The following is a 21,901-nucleotide window of genomic DNA, read 5'->3' as shown; positions in this document are numbered from 1 at the left end:
GGTTACGCGTCCATCGCTTCTTCGAGTGTGAAGCGACCTTCGTAGAGTGCCGTCCCGACGACGGCGGCGGCGGCACCAACGTCACGGAGTTCGGAGATGTCGTCGAGCGAGGCGACACCGCCGGACGCGACGACCGGAATATCCACCGCGTCGACGACTCTCGAAGTCGTTTCGAGGTGGACACCTTCGAGTTGTCCCTCCACGTCCACGTCGGTGAACAAGATTGCTGCCGCGCCGAGTTCTTCGTAGCGGGCGGCGGCCTCTGCGGGGTCGAGACCGGTCCCTTCGGTCCACCCGGAGACGACGACTTCGCCGTCCTTCGCGTCGAGGCTGACCATCACACCGTCGGGGTAGTCACTGGCGAGTTCCGAGACGATGTCGGGGTTCTCGACTGCCGCCGTTCCGAGGATGACGCGGTCGACACCCCTGTCGAGGAGAGTGCGGGCGTCGTCGGCGGTTCGAATCCCACCGCCGAGTTGGACGGGGACGTCTACCGCGTCGAGGACAGAATCGACCGCCGGAGCGTTCTTTCGCTCGCCCTCGAAGGCACCGTCGAGGTCCACGAGGTGGAGTGTCTTCGCGCCGGCGTCGACCCAGCGACGGGCGGCCTGAACCGGGTCGCCGTACGTCTTTTCGGTGCCGCGTTTGCCCTGGACGAGTTGGACGACTTCACCGTCTTGCATGTCGACAGCGGGGACGACTTCGAACTCCGGGAACATACAGCATCGTGAGCGAGCGACGTGCCTAAACGCACCGAATCCGGTGACGTCGCAGACGAGACATTGTGTAAGTCGTGAAGCAACAGTTCGGAACGGCTTTGTCGTGGCGTGATACAGACATACCCAATGAAACTCTTCGGTTCCAGCGGGACGCGCGGTGTGGTTGGTGAGAGCCTCACACCGGAGTTCGTCCTCCGCGTCGCCAAGGCCGCCGGCACGGTCTGGACCGCCGACCGCGTCGCCATCGCACGCGACACTCGAACCACAGGAGAGATGTTCGTCAACGCCGCCACGTCCGGCCTCGCGAGCGTCGGCGTCGACGTAGACGACCTGGGTGTCGTGCCAACGCCCGCCGCCGTCCGGTACTGTGAAGCCCAGTCGATTCCGGGCGTCGTCATCACGGCCTCTCACAATCCACCGGAGTTCAATGGCGTCAAACTCGTCGGCGAAGACGGTGTCGAACTCTCCGTCGACGAGTTAGAGCGCATCGAAGACCACATCCTCACCGAGGAGTTCGACGTCGCCGCGTGGGACGAGGTCGGGACGTGTCGGTCGGTAGACACCGCGAACGACGACTACCGCGAGGAACTCCTCGCCAACGTGGACCGCGAGGCCATCGCCGAGGCGAATCTCACCGTCGCACTCGACCCCGGACACGGTGCTGGGTCACTCGTCACGCCCGACTTCCTCCGCGAACTCGGCTGTGAGGTCCGCACAGTCAACGCCCAACCGGACGGCCACTTCCCCGGCCGAGAGTCCGAACCCGTCCCAGAGAACCTCAGAGACCTCGAACGACTCGTCCGCGCGACGGATGCCGACCTCGGTATCGCCCACGACGGCGACGCCGACCGGGCCGTCTTCGTCGACGAGCACGGTGAATCCATCTCCGGCGAAGCGTCGCTCGCCGCACTCGCTGCCGCCTTCCTCGAACCCGGCGACGCAACCGTCTCCGCGGTAAACGTCTCCCAGCGACTCGTCGACGTGTGCGAGGAGGTCGGTGCCGACCTCGAACTCACGCCCATCGGCGCGACGAACCTCATCACGCGCATCCGCGACCTCTGGCGCGCCGGCACGAACGTCCCCGTCGCCGGCGAGGGGAACGGGGGCGTCTTCTTCCCGAACTACCGTCTCGTCCGCGACGGTGCGTACATCGCGGCGAAGTTCCTCGAACTCGTCGCAGAGCGCCCGGCGAGCGAGATTGTCGCCCCGTATCAAGACTACTTCAACGTCCGCATCAACATCGAGTACACCGAGGAAGCGGAGTTGACAGCGATGCTCAACGCCGCCGACGAGTACGCCACTGCCGCCGACGCCACGCCGAATACGACCGATGGCTACCGCCTCGACTACGGCGACGCGTGGGTGCTCGTTCGCCCGTCGGGGACCGAACCCAAAGTTCGCATCTACGCTGAAGGCCGAAGCGAGGAACGAGCGACCGAACTCGCCGAGGGCGCGGCCGACGCGCTCCGTTCCGCGCTGGACGAGTTGTAGCCGAGAAACCATTTTTACGAGTGGTCGAGAGTCGAACACGTGGACAGCGACATCACTATCAGGCCTCCTCAGTCCGTCGGCGAGATGCGCGGTGTTCGTCGTGTGGACGCTCGATGCTGGGCGGAAGCGTACGACCACATCCTCCCGGAAGACCACCTTCCAGACCCGGAAGCCGAACCCGACGAAAAGCGACTCCGCGAGCAGTTCGAGTACGCAACCACGCTCAACGAGACAGAGTCGGGTCGGTACGTCGTCGCTGTCGACGACGACGACGGGGATGCAACTGCGGCAGACGACGGTACAGCGGCAGACGACGGTGCCACCGTCGTCGGGTTCGCCGCGACACGCTGGGGTGACGAAGCCAAATCGTTCGTCGGCGACGACGACGCAGGGTTGTGGGTCCTCTATGTCGACCCCTCGTGGTGGGGTCGCGGTGTCGGGACAGAACTGCTCGACGCAGTTACATCGGCCATCCCCACACAGTTCGAGCACCTCGTCCTCGAAGCGTTCGCGGAGAATCGGCGGGCACGACAGTTCTACCGCTCGAAAGGGTTCGAGACCACCGACCGAATCGAGACCAGCTTCTGGGAGGAAACCTACGCTGTAGTCCTCATGAAGCGGACGCTCCCGAGATAACGACCACGGGCCTCACAGACTAATCGCCGCGAAGACGAGCGCCAGTGACCCGAAGACGAGCAACATGAACCCACGTTCGAGGTCATCGCTGTCGATTTCGTCGTCCGGTGGGTCCTCCCGTGTCGGGTCGAGGACGAACTCGGGGTCGTCCGACCGGGCCACGCGCCGGGCGGCGGCGGCGCTCTTGAGGATTCGGCACCCGAGTGCGAAACACCCGAGTCCGACGGCGGCCGACACGACGGTGATTTCGTTTACCATCCCTGCTGTCGATTCGTCATCCGGTTACTCGTCGTCGTACACGGCGTCGGGGTCGAAGACGCGTTCGCCGACGTTCTCGCCGTCGATGGTCCGGTAGAAACACGACCGGTGGCCGGTGTGACACGCGCCGACGTTCTGGTCGACCACGTAGAGAAGCGTGTCGGCGTCGCAGTCGACCCGAACCTCCTGTACGTCCTGTGTGTGACCGCTCGATGCGCCCTTCTCCCAGAGTTCGTCGCGACTGCGCGAATAGTAGTGTGCCCGGCCCGTCTCTAACGTCTGTTCGAGGGCTTCCGGCGAGACGTACGCCAGCATGAGTACCTCGCCGGAGTCAGCGTCCTGCGCCACGGCGGGGACGAGTCCGTCCTCGCCGAAGTCGACATCGACCGTCATGGTTCCGGCCACGGGGTCACGGGGGTTATCTCTTGTGCGTCGTCGGACGCCGTCGGGTCGCCGTCGCGTGACGCCGAGTGACTTTTGGCCCCCATCGGTCAGGCGATGCCGAGTGCACCGAGGACGCCGAAGAGGATGTCCCCGTAGACGAACGCCACGACCAGACCGACGAACATCGGGACGATGAACGGGATGCCCGGCGAAATCCAGACGGACTCGCGGGACGTCACGAGTTCGAGACCACCGCGAAGTTTCTCCGGTGTCGTCCCGTAGGCCGACCCCTCGATAGAGTCGAGGAACGCGGCTGCACCCCACGGGTCCTCGAAGTCGGTGTCTTGGGCAGCATCCCGGGCAGACTCGTGGTCCTCGTCACGGGTTGCGTTCGCCGCGGACCCACCGTCGGTGCTGACTTGCCGGTGGACCGCGCCGTCGGTCGGCTCGAACGTCTCACCGATAGTCTCCGGGTCACGGAGCGTCTCGGGTGCCGCTCTGAGGTCAGCGAGCGACAGGCCGCGCCAGCGCAGGTACATCCGAAGCGCGTCGAGGTCTAGACCGCTTCGCGTGACGCCGTCCGGCGATTCGAACAGGCGGCCGTGGGTGTCTGCGAGCGACGGAACGGAGACGCGCCGGCCGACGAACGAGAGTGGGAACTCGAACTCACCGGCCGCGAGGTTACGGGCCGCGAGTAGGATGGGATACGCGAGGCCGACGATGACAGTGTTCGTGAGGATAGTCATCGAGAAGACGCCGAGGGTCGTCTGTTCGAGGGGCAAGACGAGCTCGCCGAGCGTGTAACTCGGGAACGTCGGCAACAGGATGGCGAAGACCATGAGTGCCTTGGCGTCGGCACCACCGAATCCGCCGAGTCGCCAGAACATGTACGAGAGCGGGACGACGAAGAAGACGCTCACGCCGACCCGGATGAGGTAGAGGCGGTCGAACACCGTCTCGACCGGGAGGTGGCCGAGAGTCTCCCACACGAGCAAGACGAGTCCGAGCGCCGCCAGTGGGTACCAGACGACGTTCGGGACGCGTCGCGTGCGGATGTCCCGCCACGCGGTCCACGCGAGGACGGGCACGACGACCAGTCGCAAGAGGTCGGGGAGCGTGCCGATACCGAACATACCGGCAGACTGGGGGCAGGGGAGTTAGGTGTTCGGGAAGGTTCTCAGTCGTGAAACTGGGAGTCTGGTGTGCAGGGGTGGAACCGACCCAACCGGACGAGGTTAGAAGACGGCGAGTTCGACGAACCCGACGAGACGAACGGCGAGACCGAACAGCGACATCGTGACGACTGGAACCCACACCGACCCGGTTCGGGCGTATCCGTGCGCGGCACACCCGAACGCGAGTCCCCACAGTGCGTGTTCGAACCCACCGGGAATCTCGGCAAACAGCGTCACGAACGCGACGAGAGAGACCACCCCGAGCGCAAAGACAGGCACGAAGACGGGGCGGTAGACCACCCGAATCGAACGTTCGACGGCACTCCAGTAGACGAATCCGACGGTGATGCCACCGGCGACGGTGGCGACGAGGAGGATGGCGAAGAGGCCGAGTCGCCACTGTTTGGGGAACGAGACGAGCGTGAGCGCGGCGCTTCGAAGTCCACCGTGGAAGTACGTTCCCAGTGCCGCCGCAGAGAGGACGGCCCCGCGCGACGAGAGCGACATCCGTGTTCGCAGGTGTTCGAACACCAGCGCGGTCAACACGCCATAACCAGCCCCGGCGAGAAACGTCGGTTCGACCCACCACGAGGCAGTGGCCAACACCGACGCCTTCGGGTGAAACGTCGACCCGACGAGCGCCGCGAACGACGTGCCAAAGACGAGCGGAGTCGCGACAGTCACGGCGACGAGGGCGAGGATGGGCGCGAAGACGGGCGAAAGAGCGGTTCCGACAGTTTCCAGCCGAACCCGCGTCAGCGACGCGTCGACGCGCAGTGGAAGGTCGAGATCCGCATATCTCGCGTACACGAGCGTCGGGAGCGCGAGTCCTGCGATGCCCGGCGACGAGAGCAGGTCGAAGACGGGCACACCACGCAGACGGAGTGAGAGCCAGTACGCACCGGCAGTCGTGAGCGAGACGCAGACGAGGAAGGTACTCAGGCGTCCAAGTTCGGCCGGTTCGGATGGAAGCGAGAAATCGAGTTCGTCGGGGAGGGCGTCGGTGAACGGCGACACATGCAGACGCACCGTACAAGGTGACAAATGCCTGTCGGCGGTTCGACAGACGGTGCAGTCGCTCACCGACCGACTACCGAAAGAAAGTGCTGAGTTGGCGTCTTAGATGACGCGGTTCTTTCGGCAGTTGTCTCACTCGCCGTATTTGTGGGCAATAGTGGGTAAGAGTTATTCGACAGTGGGTCATAGTGGGTAACACAATGAAAGTAGACGCCCGAGACCTGCGAACTAACGACACCGACGACCGAGGTCGAATCTATCTCGGAACGGAATACGCGAACAAGCGCGTGACCGTTGCCGTGGTGGAAGTCGAAAACGACCAGCCCGACGAAGACGAACTCGCCGCCGCCTATCGGGAAGCATCCGAAAGTGCGGAATCGTTGGCCGAAACGTGGGACGACACGTCGGACGAGGCGTGGAACGGGCTGGATGAATGAGTGAGAAGACAGAAGTGAAACGCGGCGACGTCGTCATCGTCCGACTCGACCCTGCTGAGGGTCACGAAATGAAGAAGACCCGCCCAGCGGTCGTCGTCCAGAACGACGTCGGGAACGCGAATTCGAGTACGACCATCGTGGCACCCGCAACTGGCACGTACCGAGGCTACCCATTCGAGGTGCTGGTCGAAGCGGACGACTCGCCGTTCGAGAAGGACTCGTCGGTTCGTCTGGACCAGATTCGGGTCGTCTCCATCGAGAAGCGGATTCACTCGGTCGTCGGGAATCTGGATGCAGGAACGATGACGCAGGTAGACGACGCACTGAAACTGAGCCTCGGACTCAACTGAAGGAGGTCAACGAATGCGATGTGGGGGAGCCGAGGCTGGTTCTTTTCGGACTCTCAGGAGGATACGACATAATAGCTCTGTTGAAACCATCATCTGATGGCGGGTTACAGAGTTCGTGCTGAATACAGGGCGCGAGTCGGTCAGGCGAGGGCTTCTTTCAAGAGATAACGGAGAGGTATACACATCAAGCCCCAAATTCCCCGTAGGAGAGTGTTATTATCTCCTATCGTTACTGAATCTCTTAATAAAATCTGAAAAAGGGAGGTTTACCGTTCTATCACCATGGTAGACTTGCAGGGCGAGTATTGTCCCAACAAACGAAGCAACGACGATAAGTACGAACGCAATGGGTATCCAGAAAACGAACCCAGTTGTAGGCATAATCAAAAATGAGTGACATTTAGCATAGTGTTTTTCATTGTCAAGTCGGGACAATAGCGCTGGTGCTGTGCTGAACTCATCCTCTGTATGTTGCACGCCACACCCGTCAATCACAGAGGAATTCCACAGAGCTGGTTTTCTAGTACTTGTATAGACTGATTTCGTGGTGCAACACGAACAGACACCAGTTTACAGGTCCGTGTGACGTTTCGAGTCAGTAATTATCACTCGGCAGTTCGAGCAAATGGCTATACAAGTAGTTCAAGCGTTCTTCTGCTAAAGAATGGATGTTTTGGGTGTTTTGTGCGTCTCCAAGTTACTGCTGTTGTACGTATAGTGTACTGACAGCAGAATTTAGATGACGCGGTTCTGCAGGTAGTCGAGGTGCTTCGCGTTGTAGACGATCTTGACCTCGTCAGCCGTGGGCGAACCGATGCAGGTCAGACGGACGTTCTTGTCGTTGACTTCCTCGTCGGAGAGGATCTGCTGCATGTCCATCTCGATGTCGCCTTCCTTGACGATGGCGGCACAGTTCGCACAGGCACCTGCGCGGCAGCTGAAGGGCCAGTCGTAGCCCTGCGCCTCTGCGGCTTCGAGGATGTACTCGCCCTGGTTGACTTCGAGCTCACCGTAGTTTTCGGCGTCGAGACCGGCGTCAGCCGCTTTCTCGAAGAGGTCCTCGTCGTCGAGGTCCCAGCCCTGGTCGTCGAGAGTTTCGTAGTTGAGGTAGGTTACCGTGGGCATCAACAAGCGGTTCGGAGGCCACACCATTAGACTTTGCTGTTCCGTGCGGCGAAACTGGCCGGCGTGATGGCCTCAGTCACAGTAGACCGAAGAGAGACGTCACCCGAACGGAGGATTCTCTTCTTAAAAGACGCTCGACGAGAACAGCGCGTACGAGGCGATGGCCGACAGCGACGGCGTAAGCATCCAGAAGAAGATGACACGCCCAGTCGTGCCGGGGTCGAACAGGTCGTGGGCAGAGAGTTCGTCGGGCGCTTCTTCGCCCATCTTCGGGACTTCGTCCTCACGGTCGGCGGCGAGGGCGTTGACCGACACTTGCACCGATTCTCGGCCGCTGAGCGCCTCGCCGAGTTTGACGGTCCGGGTCGCACGCCCCCACCCGAGGCCGACGATGCACATCGTCGCACTGACTGCCAGACTCGCCGGGATGCCGATTGCCGAGAGGAACGAGATGAGCGACGCGCTCACTGCCTCGACGATGAGTGCCGCGAGAATCGGGAGGTCGGTGAGGTCGTTTCCGACGGTGTCGAGGGTCCGGCGGGCGATGGTGAACGCGCCGAGTCCAATCGCACCGGACGCGAGCAGGATACCGGCGTTCATGCCGATTGCACCGTTGCCGACGAGCGGTGCGACGGCGTTGGCGACGTTCGACGCCCCCGCGGAGAACGCCATGTAACAGGCGACGACGACGACGAGAATCGTACTCCCGAACTCGCGGAAGGTCGTATTCGGCCCGAGGCGAGGGCGCGGGATGGTGCCGTTTCGGTCGAGTTCGACGAGGGCGCCCGGACTCTGGTCGAGTTTGAGCCACGCGTCGAGATACGGGTAGATGTACCGACCGATGACGGCACAAATCCAGAACGCGATGACCGGCGCGACAATCCACCACGAGATGATTTCGAGCATCACGTCGGAGTTGAGCGACCCGCGGGCGAGGCCGAGGCCGGCGATTGCGCCGACCGCAGTCATCGACGTGGATGCAGGGACCCCGAACGTGTTGGAGACCAAGAGCGCCAACCCGACGAAGAAGAGGACGGCGACACTCGCGGCGAGAGTGAACTCACTCTGCGGGACGATTTCGCCGCCCATCTTGGCGACGACTTCCCGTCCGATAGTCCACCCACCGAGGAGCGCGAACCCGGTCATCAACGCCGCGGCAGCGAGTTTGCCGAGCACGTCGCTCCCGACTGCCGGCCCGAACGCGACCCCCGTGGACGACCCACCGATGTTGAACCCGACGAACACTGCCACCAGGAGTCCGACGAACAGGAGTGATTCTACCACGCACTCCCATTCCCACTCATCTGCAAAAGGAGCGATGGTCGAACGGTCGATTCCTCACCTGTGCGAAGGCGACCCGTGAAGGGAGCGTTTCAGACCGACGCCGAGCGAATCGCCTGGTCGAGGTCGGCGATGATGTCGTCTACGTCTTCGATACCGACCGAGAGACGGACCATGTCCGGTGTGACGCCCGCGGCGGCCTGTTCTTCTTCTGTGAGTTGCTGGTGCGTCGTCGACGCCGGGTGGATGACGAGCGTCTTCGCGTCGCCGACGTTGGCGAGGAGCGACGCGAGTTCGACGCCGTTGACGGTACCCTTCGCCGCCTCGTAGCCGTCTGCGAGTCCGAACGTAATCATGCCGCCGTATCCACCGTCGAGATACTTCGAGGCTTCCTCGTGGGTCTCGTGGGATTCGAGGCCGGGGTAGTTCACCCACGACACCTTCTCGTGGTCGTCTAAGAACTCCGCGACGGCCTGCGCGTTCTCGCAGTGTGCGCGCATCCGAAGCGGGAGCGATTCGAGTTTTTCGAGCGTCTGCCACGCGTCGAACGGTGACTGGGAGTTACCGAGGTCACGCAGACCGCGGGCGATGGCGGCGTAGGTGAACCCGGCCGGGCCGAACGTCTCGTCGAAGTTGACGCCGTGGTACGCCGGATTCGGCTTGGCAATCTCGGGATAGTCGTCGGCGTACTCGCTCCACGGGAAGTTCCCGCCGTCGACGAGGATGCCGCCGATGGTCGTGCCAGCGCCGTGAATCCACTTCGTCGTGGACTGCCAGACGAGGTCGGCACCGTGTTCGATGGGATTGCAGAGGTACGGCGTGGCGAACGTGTTATCCACGACGAGCGGCGTCCCGTGGTCGTGCGCAACCTCGGCGATGGCCTCGATGTCGGGCGTCACGAGCGCAGGGTTGCCGATGGTTTCGAGATGGACGAACGCGGTGTCGTCGTCGATTGCCTCTTCGTAGGCGTCGACGTCGAGCGTGTCGACGAAGCGGGTCGTGACCCCGCGGCGCTCGACAGAGTGCGTGAGGTAGGTGTAGGTCCCGCCGTAGAGCGACGAGGCGGAGACGATGTTGTCGCCGGCGGACGCGAGGAGGAAGTTCAACAGGTCGAACGCGGCCATTCCCGAGGAGGTGGCGACGGCACCGACGCCGCTTTCGAGCGAGGCGAGACGCTCTTGGAGCATCCCGACCGTCGGGTTCATCAGGCGCGAGTAGATGTGCCCGGGCTTTTCGAGGGCGAATTGCGCGGCGGCGTCCGCGGCGTCCTCGAAGACGTACGAGGTAGTCTGGTACAATGGTGGGGCGCGGGCACCGGTCGCGTCGTCCGGGTCCTGTCCTGCGTGAAGGCTCCGGGTGTGGAATCCCGGCTTGTCGTCACTCATGATTCGAGACTCGGTCTGACGGGGCTAAAACAGGGTGACGCGCGCAATTCCCGCCGGTGTCTGCGACGCGACTGCACGCGGCGCTGGTCGTGCCGGCGAAACACGCGGTGGGGGCCAAAGCGAGGACCGAACTGTGGTCCGCCTACCGACTGAACAGCGACGAGTGAACCGGTGCGAAGTCCTTCTCCGACTCCGGTTCGCCGCCGTCGGCGACGGTGTCGGTCACGGCCCGGCCAGCGACACCCTCTGTGAGGAAGTCACCGAGTGGTGGGCCGACCTTCTCGGGTTCGACGAGGAAGGCGTCGTGGCCGTGGTCGGACTCGACGACGTGGTGTGCGACCGGGGCGTCGCTCCGGCGGAAGGCCTCCGCCAGCGACTCCGACTGTTCGGTCGTGAAGTGCCAGTCGCCAGTGAAGGAGATGAGGAGTGCCTCACCCTCGAACGCGGCGAGTGCAGCAGCGTCGGACTCGTACCCCTCCGAGAGGTCGAAGTCGTCCATGGCGCGTGTGAGGTACAGATACGAGTTCGCGTCGAACCGTTCGGCGAACTTCTCTGCTTGATAGTCGAGGTACGACTCGACTTCGCGGTAGGGGAAGAACGCCGCCGCCGGGTCGGCAGGGTACGTGTCCCCACGGCCACCGCGACCAGCGGAACGCCGACCGAACTTTCTGTCCATCGAGTCTTTCGAGAGGTACATCAGGTGGCCGATTTGCCGGGCCAATCCGAGTCCCTGCTCGGGGTCGGGATGGTCGTCGCCGTAGTAGTCGCCGCCGTTCCAGTTCGGGTCGGTCGTGATGGCACGACGCGCGACGGCGTCGAGGCCGAGACACTGTGGGTCGAGTCGCGCCGCCGCCGCGACGACGACGAGGCGGTCCACGTCGTCGGGGTACTGGACGGCCCAGTCCAGCGCGTTCATTCCGCCGACGGACCCGCCGACGACGGCGTGGAGTCGGCCAATTCCGAGGTGGTCGAGGAGCAGACGCTGTGCGCGCGTCCAGTCAGAGACGGTGACCGGCGGGAAGTCGGTCCCCCACGGTTCACCGTCCGGTCCCTCACTCGCGGGACCACTGGTCCCGTAACAGGACCCCGGAACGTTCACACAGACGACGTAGTACTCGTTCGTGTCGATTGCTTTGCCCGGTCCGACGATATCGGACCACCACGCGCGGGCCTGTCCCGAGACACTGGACCCACTCCCGAGGCTAGCGACGTGTTGGCTTCCAGTGAGAGCGTGACAGACGACGATTGCATTATCGCCGGTGAACTCGCCGTAGGCCTCGTACGCGACGTGCAAGTTGGGGATGATTTCGCCCGACTCGAACTGGAACTCGCCCACGTCGACGACGTCCGATTCGACTCGTCGGCCCGGAGCGGTTCGCGTGCGACTCATAATTCCACCTCACCAGTCGCAGCGACGGGTCGTGCTGCAAACGCCTGTTCGATGGCCTGGTCGATGTCGGCGACGATATCCGCGGCATCTTCGATACCGACCGAGAGGCGGAGCATGTCGGGTTCGACACCCGCCGCACGCTGTTCGTGGAGCGAGAGTTGGGCGTGGGTCGTCGACGCCGGGTGGATGAGAAGCGACTTCGCGTCGCCGATGTTGGCGAGGAAACTCACGAGTTCGACCGACTCGCAGACGGTCTTTGCCGCCTCGTAGGATTCCTCGTCGTCCGCACCGTCAAGGCCGAAGGTGACCATCCCGGCGTACCCTCCTTCCAGATACCGCGAGGCGAGTTCGTGCGTCTCGTGGTCCTCGAATCCGGGGTACGACACCCACGAGACGGCCTCGTGGTCGCGGAGGTGTTCGGCGACCTGTCGGGCGTTCTCGCAGTGCGCGCGCATCCGGAGTGCGAGTGTTTCGAGGCCCTGTATGGTCTGCCACGCGTCGAAGGGCGACTGGCAACTGCCGGTGCTTCTGACGGCACGGTGCCGGACGACCTGTGAGAACGCGCGTTCGCCGAATCGCTCGACGAAGTCGACACCGAACGCCGGGTTCTCGCCGGAGAGTTCGTCGTAGTCCGTGGCGTTCCACGGAAAGGTGCCACCGTCAACGACGACGCCGCCGACGGTGGTTCCCGACCCGTGAATCCACTTCGTCGTGGACTCCCAGACGATGTCTGCGCCGTGTTCGATGGGCCGACAGAGCGCCGGTGTCGCGAACGTGTTGTCCACGACGAGTGGGACACGGTTGTCGTGGGCCACGTCGGCGATGGCCTCGAAATCCGGCGTCTTCAGAGAGGGGTTCGCTACCGTCTCGACGTGGACGAACGCGGTGTCGTCGTCGATGGCGTCGGCGTAGGCATCCACGTCCAACGTCTCGACAGTTCGTGGTTCGATTCCTCTGCGAGTCGCCGTCTTCGAGAAGTACGACGACGTGCCGCCGTACATGTCCTCAGAGAGGACGACGTTGTCGCCGGCGGCGGCGAGGACGGTGGTGATGGCGTCGAGGGCGGCCATTCCCGAGGAGGTGACCACCGCGTCGACGCCCGCTTCGAGGGCGGCGAGTCGGCGTTCGAGGATACGAGTCGTCGGGTTCGAGATGCGCGAGTACACGTCGCCGTCCGATTCGAGGGCGTAGAGGTCAGCGGCGTGGTCCGCGTCGTCGAAGACGTACGACGTGGTCTGATAGAGTGGTGGGGCACGGGCCCCTGTGGCCGGGTCGGGGTCCTGTCCGGCGTGGAGGCCGCGAGTGCGGAAACCTCGGGTCATGTATGAGGTGCATATTTCTGGAGCGAAGAATAACCACTAGTTACGGCAAGCGTTGCCCACGGTGGGTGAGACTGGCCGAAGAGACCGGCGTACAGCCGAATCGAGGGGAGTGACGTGCCGAGTGGAACGTGACGCTCTCCCGGTTCGGCAGTATCTTCATGACCGCACTCGGTGTGGCGCATCTCTTCGCCTGAAGCGACGCAGGACTGCGACACCGCCCGGAGTGTTTACCCGCCGTCCGTCCGACACTCCGACCAATGAGTGACGCCGACGCCGACACCGAGTCGAACCCCTATCTTCGGGACCCGCCGACCGAGTTCGACCTCGCCGAGGAACTCGCACGCGAGGACGCCGAACGACAGGCCGCACTCCTCCGCGAGGCCATCCGCGAACACGACTACCGCTACTACGTCGAGGCCGAACCGCTCGTCTCCGATGCGGCCTACGACGCGCTCTTTTCTCGTCTCGTCGCGCTCGAAGGCACGTTCGACCTCGATACGACGAACAGTCCGACGAACCGCGTCGGGGGCGAACCCATCGAGCGACTGGAGACAGTCGAACACACCGCACCCATGCTCTCTATCGACCAGAGTACCGAGGCCGATGACCTGCGGGAGTTCGACGAACGGGTCCGCCGCGAAGTCGGCGACGTCACGTACGTCTGCGAACCCAAGTTCGACGGTCTCTCGATAGAAGTCGTCTACGAAGACGGCCAGTTCGTCCGCGCGGCGACCCGCGGCGATGGTCAGCGCGGCGACGACGTGAGCGCACAGGTGAAGACGATTCCGACGGTTCCGCTCTCACTCCGTGGTGACCCACCCGAGCGACTGGCCGTTCGCGGAGAGATTTACATGCCGAAACCGGCCTTCAGCGACCTGAACCGCGAGCGTGTCGAAGCGGGGGAAGACCCCTTCGCCAACCCGCGAAACGCCGCCGCCGGAACCCTGCGCAACCTCGACCCCTCTGTCGTCGCCGAGCGACCCCTCGCCGTCTTCTTCTACGACGTCCTCAACGCGAGCGTCACGCCCGAGACACAGCGCGCGGCGCTCGACCGGTTCCACGACTGGGGCCTCCGTGTCGCAGACGACCACGTCGAATTCGCCGACGACGTGCAGGGCGCAATCGACTACCGCGACGAGATGCTGGCCCTGCGCGACGACCTCGACTTCGAAATCGACGGCACCGTCATCAAGGTGGACTCGCGCGAGGCACGCGAGCAGTTAGGCGAAAAGAGCAGGTCGGTTCGGTGGGCGTTCGCCTACAAGTTCCCCGCCCGCCACGAGGTGACGACGGTCCGGGACATCGTGGTGCAGGTCGGTCGGACGGGGCGACTCACCCCGGTCGCACTTCTCGACCCGGTGGACATCGGTGGCGTGACCGTCTCGCGGGCGACACTCCACAACCCGGACGAAATCGCGTCGCTTGGCGTGGCCCTCGGTGACCGCGTCCGCGTGAAGCGCGCGGGCGACGTCATTCCACAGGTGGTCGAAGTCGTCAAGGACGCCGGCGGGACCTACGAGTTCCCCGACGAGTGTCCCGTCTGCGGGAGTCCGGTAGACCGGGACGGACCGCTGGCGTTCTGTTCCGGTGGTCTCACCTGCCCGGCCCAGCGCGAAGCGTCGATTGGCCACTTCGCGGTCAAAGGCGCGATGGACATCGACGGACTGGGCGGCGAACGCGTCGCCCAACTCGTCGAGTCGGGACTCGTCGAGAACGTCGCCGACCTCTACGACCTGACGGTGGACGAGTTAGTCGAACTGGAAGGATGGGGCGAGACGAGCGCACAGAACCTCGTCGACGCCATCGAGGGGACGAAATCGCCGTCGCTCGCCTCGTTCCTCGTCGGTCTGAGCATCCCCGAAGTTGGGGAAGCGACCGCTCGTGCCCTCGCCCGCGAGTTCGGGTCCATCGACGAGTTCCCCATCGACGAAGACGTCCACGAGTCGCGGTTCGACGCGTTCGAGGAGCGTCTGACCACCGTCCCCGACGTGGGTGAGACGGTGGCCCACCGCGTCCGCGACTTCTTCGAGAACGAAGACAATCGCGTCGTGATTCGGTCACTCCTCGACCACGGTGTCGACCCAGAACCCGTCGAAGGCGGCGGCGACGAACTCGACGGCGTCACCATCGTCGTGACGGGGACCCTGCAAGTGAGTCGAAGCGCCGTCCGCGAACTCGTCGAGTCGCACGGTGGCAACGTCACGGGGTCAGTCTCGGGCAACACCGACTACCTCGTCGTCGGCGAGAACCCGGGGCAGTCGAAACGCGACGACGCCGACGAAAACGAAGTGCCGACGCTCGACGAAGACGAGTTTGCGACGTTTCTCGCAGAGCGCGGCGTCTCGTATCCGACGGAGTGAGAAGTGACGGACCGCCACGAGGCGGGCCGGTACGCAGAATCTACGTCCTCAGAGGTCGACGCGCGTGAACGTCCAGTAGCCGAGGAGTGGCGGGATGACAATCCACCCGAGGAGGATGACGAGGATGAACGGCCCGGTGAGGTAGAACGGAATCGACTCCTGGAAGATGGGTTGGAGGACCAGTGACTCGCCGAGTCCCGCCTTGAACAGACGGGCCGCGGGGGCCGGACCGTACAGTTGCGCCACGAGCGTCTCGTAGGCGCGAAGCGGATTCAGGTACTTGATGAACATCCGCATGAGCGCAACTTGTTCGCCTGCCATCGGTTCGATGCCCGGGAGTTGCTCGATGGCCCAGTTGAGAACCCGCGGCACGCCCGTAGCCACCGTCGACCAGAGAACGGCGAAGATGAAGTACAGGCCGATGGTGCTGAAGAGGGCCTGCCGTTGCGACTCGGACGTGGCCGAGAGCCAGACGCCGATGGAGACGAACGCTGTCGCCAACAGTCCCGAGAGGGCGACCTGACCCGCGTAGGAGGCGAACATCACCTGTCCGCCGGTAAAGAGCATCGCGAACAGCGCGATGACGAACCCGGCGAGCATCGAGACGAGGACCACGAGCGTCCGGCCGACGAGTTTCCCGAACACCACGTCGCGTCGGGAGTTCGGCAGCGAGAGCAGGAGTTTCATCGTCCCGGACTCGCGTTCGTCGATGAGCGACCCGTGAGCGGTGACGAGTGCGATGAGCGCGAGGATGAACCCGAGCATGCCCGCGTACGAGAAGCTAAACAGACCGCCCGGCGCAGTCGTCAGTCCGAACAACGTCTCCGAGTTCGCGCCCGCACCCTTCAGCAGGACGCCGTAGAACAGCGCCGTCGACCCGCCGATGATGAGGCTGAAGAACAGCGTGAGGCCCAAGAGCCACCGCGAACGGATGGCGTCGCGGAAGTCTTTGCGCGCGACGGATTCGAGGGTCATGCCGTGACCTCCTGTTTCTCGTCTTCGGTGTACGCGAGGAAGATGTCCTCCAGCGACGCCGAGTCCGTCTCGAAGTCGGCGACCGTCGACCCGTTAGACTCGACTGCCTCGATGACCCGCGTCTTCGCGTCGTCGGAACACGCGACGACGAGGCGGCCATCAGTGGATTCGACCGACGAGACGCCGTCGACGGCGCGAACCGCCGAGAGGTCGGCGTCGCCCTCGACGTCGAGGCGGAGAATCGCCTCGGCCTCCAGTCGGTCACGGAGGCTCTCGATGCTGTCTTCGGCGATGAGTTCGCCCTCGCGCATGATGCCGACGCGGTCACACACGGCTTCGACCTGTCCGAGCACGTGACTGGAGAAGAACACCGTCGCGCCACGGTCAGCCTCCGCGCGGACGATTTCGCGCATCTCGCGCGCACCTGCGGGGTCTAGCCCCGACGACGGTTCGTCGAGGATGAGGAGGTCTGGACTCCCAGCGAGTGCCATCGCGAGTGCGAGACGCTGAGCCATCCCTTTCGAGTACCCACCGGCGCGACGTTCAGCGTCGTCGGGGTCGAGTCCGACACGGGAGAGCAGTTCGTCCGGGTCGTCGTCTGCTTCTTTCGACTCGATTGCAAATTCGACGTGTTCACGACCCGTGAGACGGTCGTACACGTCGTACCCTTCTGGGAGGACACCGGTCCGGCGACGGACGGCGACGCTCTCGGCCTGTGCGTCGTGTCCGAGGACGCGGACGGACCCACTCGTCGGACGGACGAAGTCCAAGAGCATGTTGATAGTCGTCGACTTTCCGGCGCCGTTGGGACCGAGGAACCCGAACACCTCTCCGTCCTCGACGGAGAACGAGAGGTCTTCGACGGCGGTCACGCTGTCGGTGTCGGAAGAAAGCCCGAGCGTACCGAGTACGCCACGGTCGTCTTCGAACCGTTTCGTCACCCCGTTCAGTTCGATGGCGGCCATGGACGGGCCTGCGTCGTACTGGGTTAAAGGGTTTTAGGTGCAAGAATCAGGGCCGATAACAGATTCGCAGGACGAGACGGGTTGTGCGGAGACGCGAAAGCCTGTACGGCGGTTCGAGTGCCTGCGCGGGACACGGAAGTCTGTGCGACCGAGATTCGACCTCAGACTTCGTCCTCTGGGTCGTGCGTCTCGGACATCTTCGTCGCCTCGGCGGCGTATCGCTCACGCAGGGCGTCGTCGGAGACGGACTCGAGATTCGCCACCGGTGCCTCGATTGCCGCCGTCGTGGCCATCCGCCGCTGATGCATCACCGCCGCGGCGAGTTCCTTGCGAAGTTCGTACTCGCCGTCGGTCGTCGCGTAGATGAGTACGATGAGGTCCCTGTCGTCGTAGGACCGCTCGACCAACCAGAGTTGGGCAGTGTCGTCGTCGCTCATGGGCCGTGGTTCGGCCGGGGGACTCTTACGCGTGCCGCATCCAGTCGTCGAACGCCCGCCCGAAACCCAGACACTCGTGTCGTGGAGTTCCAACTCTGCCCGTCGGTTTATGCCTCCAGCGAGCGTACGTCTCCGCTATGCTCGAGACGTTGCTCGGCGACGACGTACAGTCGTCCGGGCGCTACCTCCCCGAGATAATTTACGGCGCGAACGACGGCATCGTCACGACGTTCGCCGTCGTCGCCGGCGTCGCGGGCGCGGCGCTGAGTCCGGGCATCGTCATCGTCCTCGGGTTCGCGAACCTCTTCGCCGACGGGTTCTCGATGGGGATGAGTAACTACCTCTCCGAGCGGTCGGAAGAAGACTACCACGATGCGGTAGGCGACGGTCACGTCCGAACCGACGGGAAGACGCCCGTACAGACCGCCGCTGCGACGTTCCTCGCCTTTATCGTGGCCGGATGGACGCCGCTTCTCCCCTACGTCTTCCGTCTCGAACCGCTGTTTCCCATCTCTCTCGTCGTCACCGGCACGGCGTTCTTCGTCGTCGGTGCGAGTCGAAGTCTCGTCACGAACCGGTCGTGGGTCGCAAACGGAGGAGAGATGTTCGTCGTCGGAATGGCCGCGGCGGCAGTCGCCTACGCAGTCGGGAACTTCCTCGCTGGATTCGCCTGAGCAAAAAACGGCAGTTCGTCCGTCGATTTCGAGACGGCTTACGGTCGGCCGCCGGTCAGTTCTTCGACTTCCATCGAGAGCGCTGTGAGCGCCTGTGCGCTCTCGTCGGTTGCCGTGACGATGCTGTCGACTGCGCCCTCGGTTTCGATGGTTCGGTCGTGAACGTCCTCGATGGTCGCAGTGAGGTCTTCGACCGCTTCGGCCTGTTCGTCCGTCGCTCGCGACACTTCGGCGACGCCGTCGGCGGCCACATCGATGGACGACGCAATCTCCTCGAACGCTTCGAGCATCTCGGTGATGCTCTCGTCGGCGTGTTCGATTCGGTCGTTGGATTCGGTCGCCGCGGTGACGGCCTCGTCGGTGCGAGACTGGATGCTCTCGATTTGTGCCGTGATGTCTTCGGTGTGCTGGCGCGTCTCGTCGGCGAGCGACTTGACTTCCTCTGCGACGACGGCGAACCCGTCGCCGTCTTGGCCGGCGCGGGCAGCCTCGATGTTGGCGTTGAGCGCCAGCAGGTTCGTCTGCTCTGCGACTTCGGAGATGACTTCGACGACGGCCTCAATGTCGTCCATCCGGTCGCCGAGTTCGGTCACTCGGTCGACGAGTTCGTCGCTCATGGTGACGACACTCTCGGTTGCCGACCGCGCTTCAGTGTTCGCCTCGCGACCCTCTGCGGCCGCTTCTCGGGCCTCACCTGCCGCGGCGTCGACTTCGTCGGCCGTCGCGGCGACCTCTTCCATCGTCGCGCTGAACTGCTGCATCTGCGTCGACCCCTCGTCGAGCAAGTTGCGTTGCTGCTCGACGTTCTCGACGATAGCGTCGGCGGCAGACGCTGCACGAGTGACCGCTGCCGTCGCCGTCTCCGTCTCGTCCTGGACGTTCGAGGTCAACTGAGAGAGGTTCCGCGCCGTCTCGTTCACCGAATCGACGACGAGGAGGAGTTGGTCGTCGACGACAGCAGAGTCGTCGATGGTCGCACGAGCGTCGAGGTTCCCCTGACTCAACTCCGTGAGCGTCTGTTCGACTTCGTCTACGAGTGTGGCGATTTCGCGGTGGCGCTCGACTTCCTCGGTTCGGTTTCGGACGGTCTGGAGGACGCCCACGAGTTCGCCATCTTCGTACAACGGCATCGCAGTGTGTCGGGCGTGGCAATCGACGCCGTTCGCGTCGGCGAACGTCTCTTCTTCGGCGTAGAGGAGTCGGTCCGGGTCGTCTAACTCGATGCCCTCTGTTTCGTCCGCACTGTTTGGCTGTTTGAGGACGGTCTGTGCGAGAACTGTCGCGGCAGATTCGTCGTAGAACAGTTCGCCCACGTTGTGGTGGCCGAGTGCTGCGTGCGCAGTCGTTCCGGTGAGTGCTTCGACACCAGAGTTCCACGCGGCGACACGGCCTTCTTCGTCGAGGACGAACGCCGGCAGACCGACACCGTCGAGGAGGACGTCGTCGTCGACGTTCAAGTCGGGCGCGTCGACGACTGCAGCGGTTCCGCCGTCAGGTATCGCTGTCTGACTGCCGAACCACGAGCGAAGACGGCTGATAATTCCGAGTGCCATTTGAACCCACGTTTCCGACCCCCACACGAGTAAGTTTCGAGCCAATTATCATCGGCGATAACTATTGTGCAAAAGTGTCGTCTATGGAATCGATGGGGTGAGAATCAGACACGAGGTGACACTGGTGACGAACGCAGCGGCGCGCACACAGTTCGCGATGTCCCCGTTCGACTCACTCCGTCGAAGACGCGTCAGCCTCAAGCCGTTCGCGGGGCAACCACTGCCAGATGGACGCAGGTGCGGTCAGAGAACGGGCTGGCGAGTTGCCGTCCGACCCCGGCGTGTACCAGTTCTTCGACGGTGAGACGGTGCTCTACGTGGGAAAAGCGGTGGATATCCGCGCTCGTGTCCGGTCGTACGCCGACCCACGGTCAGAGCGTATCTCGCGGATGGTCGCTCGTTCGGAGGGCATCGACTTCGCCGTCACGGACACCGAGACGCAGGCACTTCTCCTCGAAGCCAACCTCATCAAACGTCACCAGCCACGGTACAACGTCCGCCTGAAAGACGACAAGTCCTACCCACTCGTCCAACTGACGAACCACCCCGTCCCGCGCATCGAAGTGACACGTGACCCCGAGGACTCCGCAACCGTGTTCGGGCCGTACACGGACAAAGGCCGCGTCGAGACGGTGGTGAAGGCCATCCGCGAGACGTACGGCCTCCGCGGGTGTTCGGACCACAAGTACGCGAATCGCTCGCGTCCGTGTCTCGACTTCGAGATGGGTCTCTGTACCGCCCCATGCACCGGCGAGATAGCCGAAGACGCCTATCGAGAGGACGTGGAGTCGGCGGTCCGGTTTTTCGAAGGCGAAACTGGCGTCCTCGCCGACCCGCTCCGCCGAGAGATGGAGGCCGCGGCACAGGACGAAGAGTTCGAACGCGCCGCCAACCTCCGCGACAGACTCGAAGCGGTCGAATCGTTCCACGGCGCGGGTGAGGCCGCCGTCTCGTCACAGTCCGACGAGCGAGCGATAGACGTACTGGGCGTCTCACTCCGCGGTGACTCGGCGACGGTGGCCCGTCTCCACGCCGAGCGCGGCCAGTTGGTCGATAGAACGCGCCACCACCTCGACGCTCCAGAAGGCGAAGACCGGACCGCCGCCGTCCTCTCGGCCTTCCTCGCGCAGTTCTACGCCGAGCGCGAACTCCCCGACGCAGTCGTCTTGTCCGAACATCCGGACGACGAGGACGTGGTGTCGTGGCTCGAATCCGAGGGCGTGAGCGTCCGCGTCCCCGGTGCCGGGCGTGAGGCGAAACTCGTCGAACTCGCGTTGAAGAACGCCCGCAGACGCGCCGGACGCGACGACGGACTCGCGACGCTCGCCCGCGAACTGACTCTCGACGTGCGCCGCGTCTCGCGTATCGAAGGATTCGACGTGAGTCACGCACAGGGGAAGTCCGTCGTCGGGAGCGACGTGTGCTTCGTCGATGGCAGCGCCGAGACGGCCGACTACCGCCGCCGCCGACTCCCCGAACGGAACGACGACTACGCGAACATGCGCGAGTTGATTCACTGGCGGGCGACCAGAGCACTCGAAGGCCGGGACGACAGACCGGACCCCGATTTACTCCTCATCGACGGCGGGAAAGGACAGTTGAACGCCGCCCTCGACGCACTCGAAGAGACGGGGTGGAACGTCCCCGCAGTGGGCATCGCCAAAGAGCGCGAACTGGTCATCACGCCCGACCGAACTTTCGACTGGCCGGACGACGCGCCACACTTGCACGTCCTCCAGCGGGTCCGCGACGAGGCCCACAGATTCGCGGTTCAGTACCACCAGACGCTCCGCGACGAGGTGAAGACGGTCCTCGACGACGTTCCGGGAATCGGTCCGAAGACGCGACGTGCGCTGTTGACGCGGTTCGGAAGCGTCGAGGGTGTCCGGGAAGCGACGCTCGACGACCTGACGGACGTGCCGGGTGTGGGGGCGAAAACGGCAGAGGAACTGAAGCGGCGACTGTGA

The 21,901-nt window shown here is 63.9% G+C and carries 21 protein-coding genes; 7 read left to right on the top strand and 14 right to left on the bottom strand.

From position 1 onward, the window contains the following. Nucleotides 1-2: 2 nt before the first annotated feature. Nucleotides 3-719, bottom strand: a complete 717-nt coding sequence (gene hisA, locus GJR96_RS05440) for a 1-(5-phosphoribosyl)-5-[(5-phosphoribosylamino)methylideneamino]imidazole-4-carboxamide isomerase (RefSeq protein WP_151162005.1) — start codon at nucleotides 717-719, stop codon at nucleotides 3-5. A gap of 126 nt (nucleotides 720-845) precedes the next feature. Here hisA and glmM point away from each other — a divergent pair, with 126 nt between their 5' ends. Then, a complete protein-coding gene (gene glmM / locus GJR96_RS05435) occupies nucleotides 846-2,210 on the top strand; it encodes a phosphoglucosamine mutase (protein ID WP_151162004.1) in 1,365 nt (454 codons plus the stop codon). A gap of 39 nt (nucleotides 2,211-2,249) precedes the next feature. Beyond that, nucleotides 2,250-2,846 (top strand): GNAT family N-acetyltransferase, encoded by a 597-nt coding sequence (locus GJR96_RS05430; protein ID WP_225317700.1) that lies wholly within the window; start codon nucleotides 2,250-2,252, stop codon nucleotides 2,844-2,846. Nucleotides 2,847-2,858: 12 nt separating this feature from the next. On the opposite strand, the gene GJR96_RS05425 is transcribed toward GJR96_RS05430, so the two are convergent. The 4 genes from GJR96_RS05425 to GJR96_RS05410 all read right to left on the bottom strand — a co-directional run bounded on the left by GJR96_RS05425 (nucleotide 2,859) and on the right by GJR96_RS05410 (nucleotide 5,680). Then, a complete protein-coding gene (locus GJR96_RS05425; RefSeq protein ID WP_151162003.1) occupies nucleotides 2,859-3,104 on the bottom strand; it encodes a hypothetical protein in 246 nt (81 codons plus the stop codon). 24 nt (nucleotides 3,105-3,128) lie between these two features. Then, on the bottom strand, nucleotides 3,129-3,497 hold the full coding sequence (hisI, locus tag GJR96_RS05420; protein ID WP_151162002.1) for a phosphoribosyl-AMP cyclohydrolase: 369 nt from the start codon (nucleotides 3,495-3,497) through the stop codon (nucleotides 3,129-3,131). 98 nt (nucleotides 3,498-3,595) lie between these two features. Continuing rightward, nucleotides 3,596-4,621: an A24 family peptidase gene (locus tag GJR96_RS05415; protein ID WP_151162001.1), complete on the bottom strand. Its 1,026-nt coding sequence runs from the start codon at nucleotides 4,619-4,621 to the stop codon at nucleotides 3,596-3,598. 102 nt (nucleotides 4,622-4,723) lie between these two features. Next, on the bottom strand, nucleotides 4,724-5,680 hold the full coding sequence (locus GJR96_RS05410) for a hypothetical protein (protein WP_151162000.1): 957 nt from the start codon (nucleotides 5,678-5,680) through the stop codon (nucleotides 4,724-4,726). A 200-nt stretch (nucleotides 5,681-5,880) separates the two neighbouring features. Between GJR96_RS05410 and GJR96_RS05405 the strand changes: the two genes are divergently transcribed. After that, nucleotides 5,881-6,117: a hypothetical protein gene (locus GJR96_RS05405; protein ID WP_151161999.1), complete on the top strand. Its 237-nt coding sequence runs from the start codon at nucleotides 5,881-5,883 to the stop codon at nucleotides 6,115-6,117. Continuing rightward, nucleotides 6,114-6,467 (top strand): type II toxin-antitoxin system PemK/MazF family toxin, encoded by a 354-nt coding sequence (locus GJR96_RS05400; RefSeq protein ID WP_151161998.1) that lies wholly within the window; start codon nucleotides 6,114-6,116, stop codon nucleotides 6,465-6,467. Before GJR96_RS05405 ends, GJR96_RS05400 begins: the two co-directional genes overlap by 4 nt. Nucleotides 6,468-7,202: 735 nt before the next feature. On the opposite strand, the gene fer is transcribed toward GJR96_RS05400, so the two are convergent. From fer to GJR96_RS05375, 5 genes are all read right to left on the bottom strand, one after another. Beyond that, nucleotides 7,203-7,592 (bottom strand): ferredoxin Fer, encoded by a 390-nt coding sequence (gene fer / locus GJR96_RS05395; RefSeq protein WP_151161997.1) that lies wholly within the window; start codon nucleotides 7,590-7,592, stop codon nucleotides 7,203-7,205. Nucleotides 7,593-7,715: 123 nt separating this feature from the next. Further along, nucleotides 7,716-8,837: an inorganic phosphate transporter gene (locus tag GJR96_RS05390; protein ID WP_191965885.1), complete on the bottom strand. Its 1,122-nt coding sequence runs from the start codon at nucleotides 8,835-8,837 to the stop codon at nucleotides 7,716-7,718. Between the two features lie 128 nt (nucleotides 8,838-8,965). Then, complete coding sequence (locus GJR96_RS05385) at nucleotides 8,966-10,258, bottom strand: O-acetylhomoserine aminocarboxypropyltransferase/cysteine synthase family protein (protein ID WP_151161995.1); 1,293 nt, start codon at nucleotides 10,256-10,258, stop codon at nucleotides 8,966-8,968. A gap of 142 nt (nucleotides 10,259-10,400) precedes the next feature. Continuing rightward, a complete protein-coding gene (gene metX, locus GJR96_RS05380; protein ID WP_151161994.1) occupies nucleotides 10,401-11,648 on the bottom strand; it encodes a homoserine O-acetyltransferase MetX in 1,248 nt (415 codons plus the stop codon). Continuing rightward, the gene (locus GJR96_RS05375) at nucleotides 11,645-12,970 is read right to left on the bottom strand and encodes an O-acetylhomoserine aminocarboxypropyltransferase/cysteine synthase family protein (RefSeq protein WP_151161993.1); all 1,326 of its coding nucleotides are present in this window, start codon (nucleotides 12,968-12,970) and stop codon (nucleotides 11,645-11,647) included. Before GJR96_RS05375 ends, metX begins: the two co-directional genes overlap by 4 nt. 257 nt (nucleotides 12,971-13,227) lie before the next feature. Here GJR96_RS05375 and ligA point away from each other — a divergent pair, with 257 nt between their 5' ends. After that, a complete protein-coding gene (gene ligA / locus GJR96_RS05370) occupies nucleotides 13,228-15,330 on the top strand; it encodes an NAD-dependent DNA ligase LigA (protein WP_151161992.1) in 2,103 nt (700 codons plus the stop codon). A gap of 48 nt (nucleotides 15,331-15,378) precedes the next feature. On the opposite strand, the gene GJR96_RS05365 is transcribed toward ligA, so the two are convergent. The 3 genes from GJR96_RS05365 to GJR96_RS05355 form a co-directional block, all read right to left on the bottom strand. Beyond that, complete coding sequence (locus tag GJR96_RS05365) at nucleotides 15,379-16,305, bottom strand: ABC transporter permease (protein WP_151161991.1); 927 nt, start codon at nucleotides 16,303-16,305, stop codon at nucleotides 15,379-15,381. Then, entirely contained in the window at nucleotides 16,302-17,270 is a 969-nt protein-coding gene (locus GJR96_RS05360; protein ID WP_151161990.1) for an ABC transporter ATP-binding protein, read from the bottom strand. The genes GJR96_RS05365 and GJR96_RS05360 overlap by 4 nt, the downstream gene beginning before the upstream one ends. A gap of 161 nt (nucleotides 17,271-17,431) precedes the next feature. Beyond that, complete coding sequence (locus tag GJR96_RS05355; protein WP_151161989.1) at nucleotides 17,432-17,707, bottom strand: hypothetical protein; 276 nt, start codon at nucleotides 17,705-17,707, stop codon at nucleotides 17,432-17,434. A 137-nt stretch (nucleotides 17,708-17,844) separates the two neighbouring features. Between GJR96_RS05355 and GJR96_RS05350 the strand changes: the two genes are divergently transcribed. Then, nucleotides 17,845-18,381 carry a VIT1/CCC1 transporter family protein gene (locus tag GJR96_RS05350; RefSeq protein ID WP_151161988.1) on the top strand — a complete coding sequence of 179 codons (537 nt, stop codon included), beginning with the start codon at nucleotides 17,845-17,847 and terminating at the stop codon, nucleotides 18,379-18,381. Between the two features lie 38 nt (nucleotides 18,382-18,419). On the opposite strand, the gene GJR96_RS05345 is transcribed toward GJR96_RS05350, so the two are convergent. Then, entirely contained in the window at nucleotides 18,420-19,934 is a 1,515-nt protein-coding gene (locus tag GJR96_RS05345; RefSeq protein WP_151161987.1) for a methyl-accepting chemotaxis protein, read from the bottom strand. 227 nt (nucleotides 19,935-20,161) lie between these two features. On the opposite strand from GJR96_RS05345, the gene GJR96_RS05340 reads away from it, so the two are divergent. Then, a complete protein-coding gene (locus GJR96_RS05340; protein ID WP_151161986.1) occupies nucleotides 20,162-21,901 on the top strand; it encodes an excinuclease ABC subunit C in 1,740 nt (579 codons plus the stop codon).

The sequence above is a fragment of the Haloferax litoreum genome (assembly GCF_009674605.1).
Lineage (GTDB): Archaea > Halobacteriota > Halobacteria > Halobacteriales > Haloferacaceae > Haloferax > Haloferax litoreum.
This window is presented reverse-complemented; position numbering and strand designations above follow the sequence as displayed.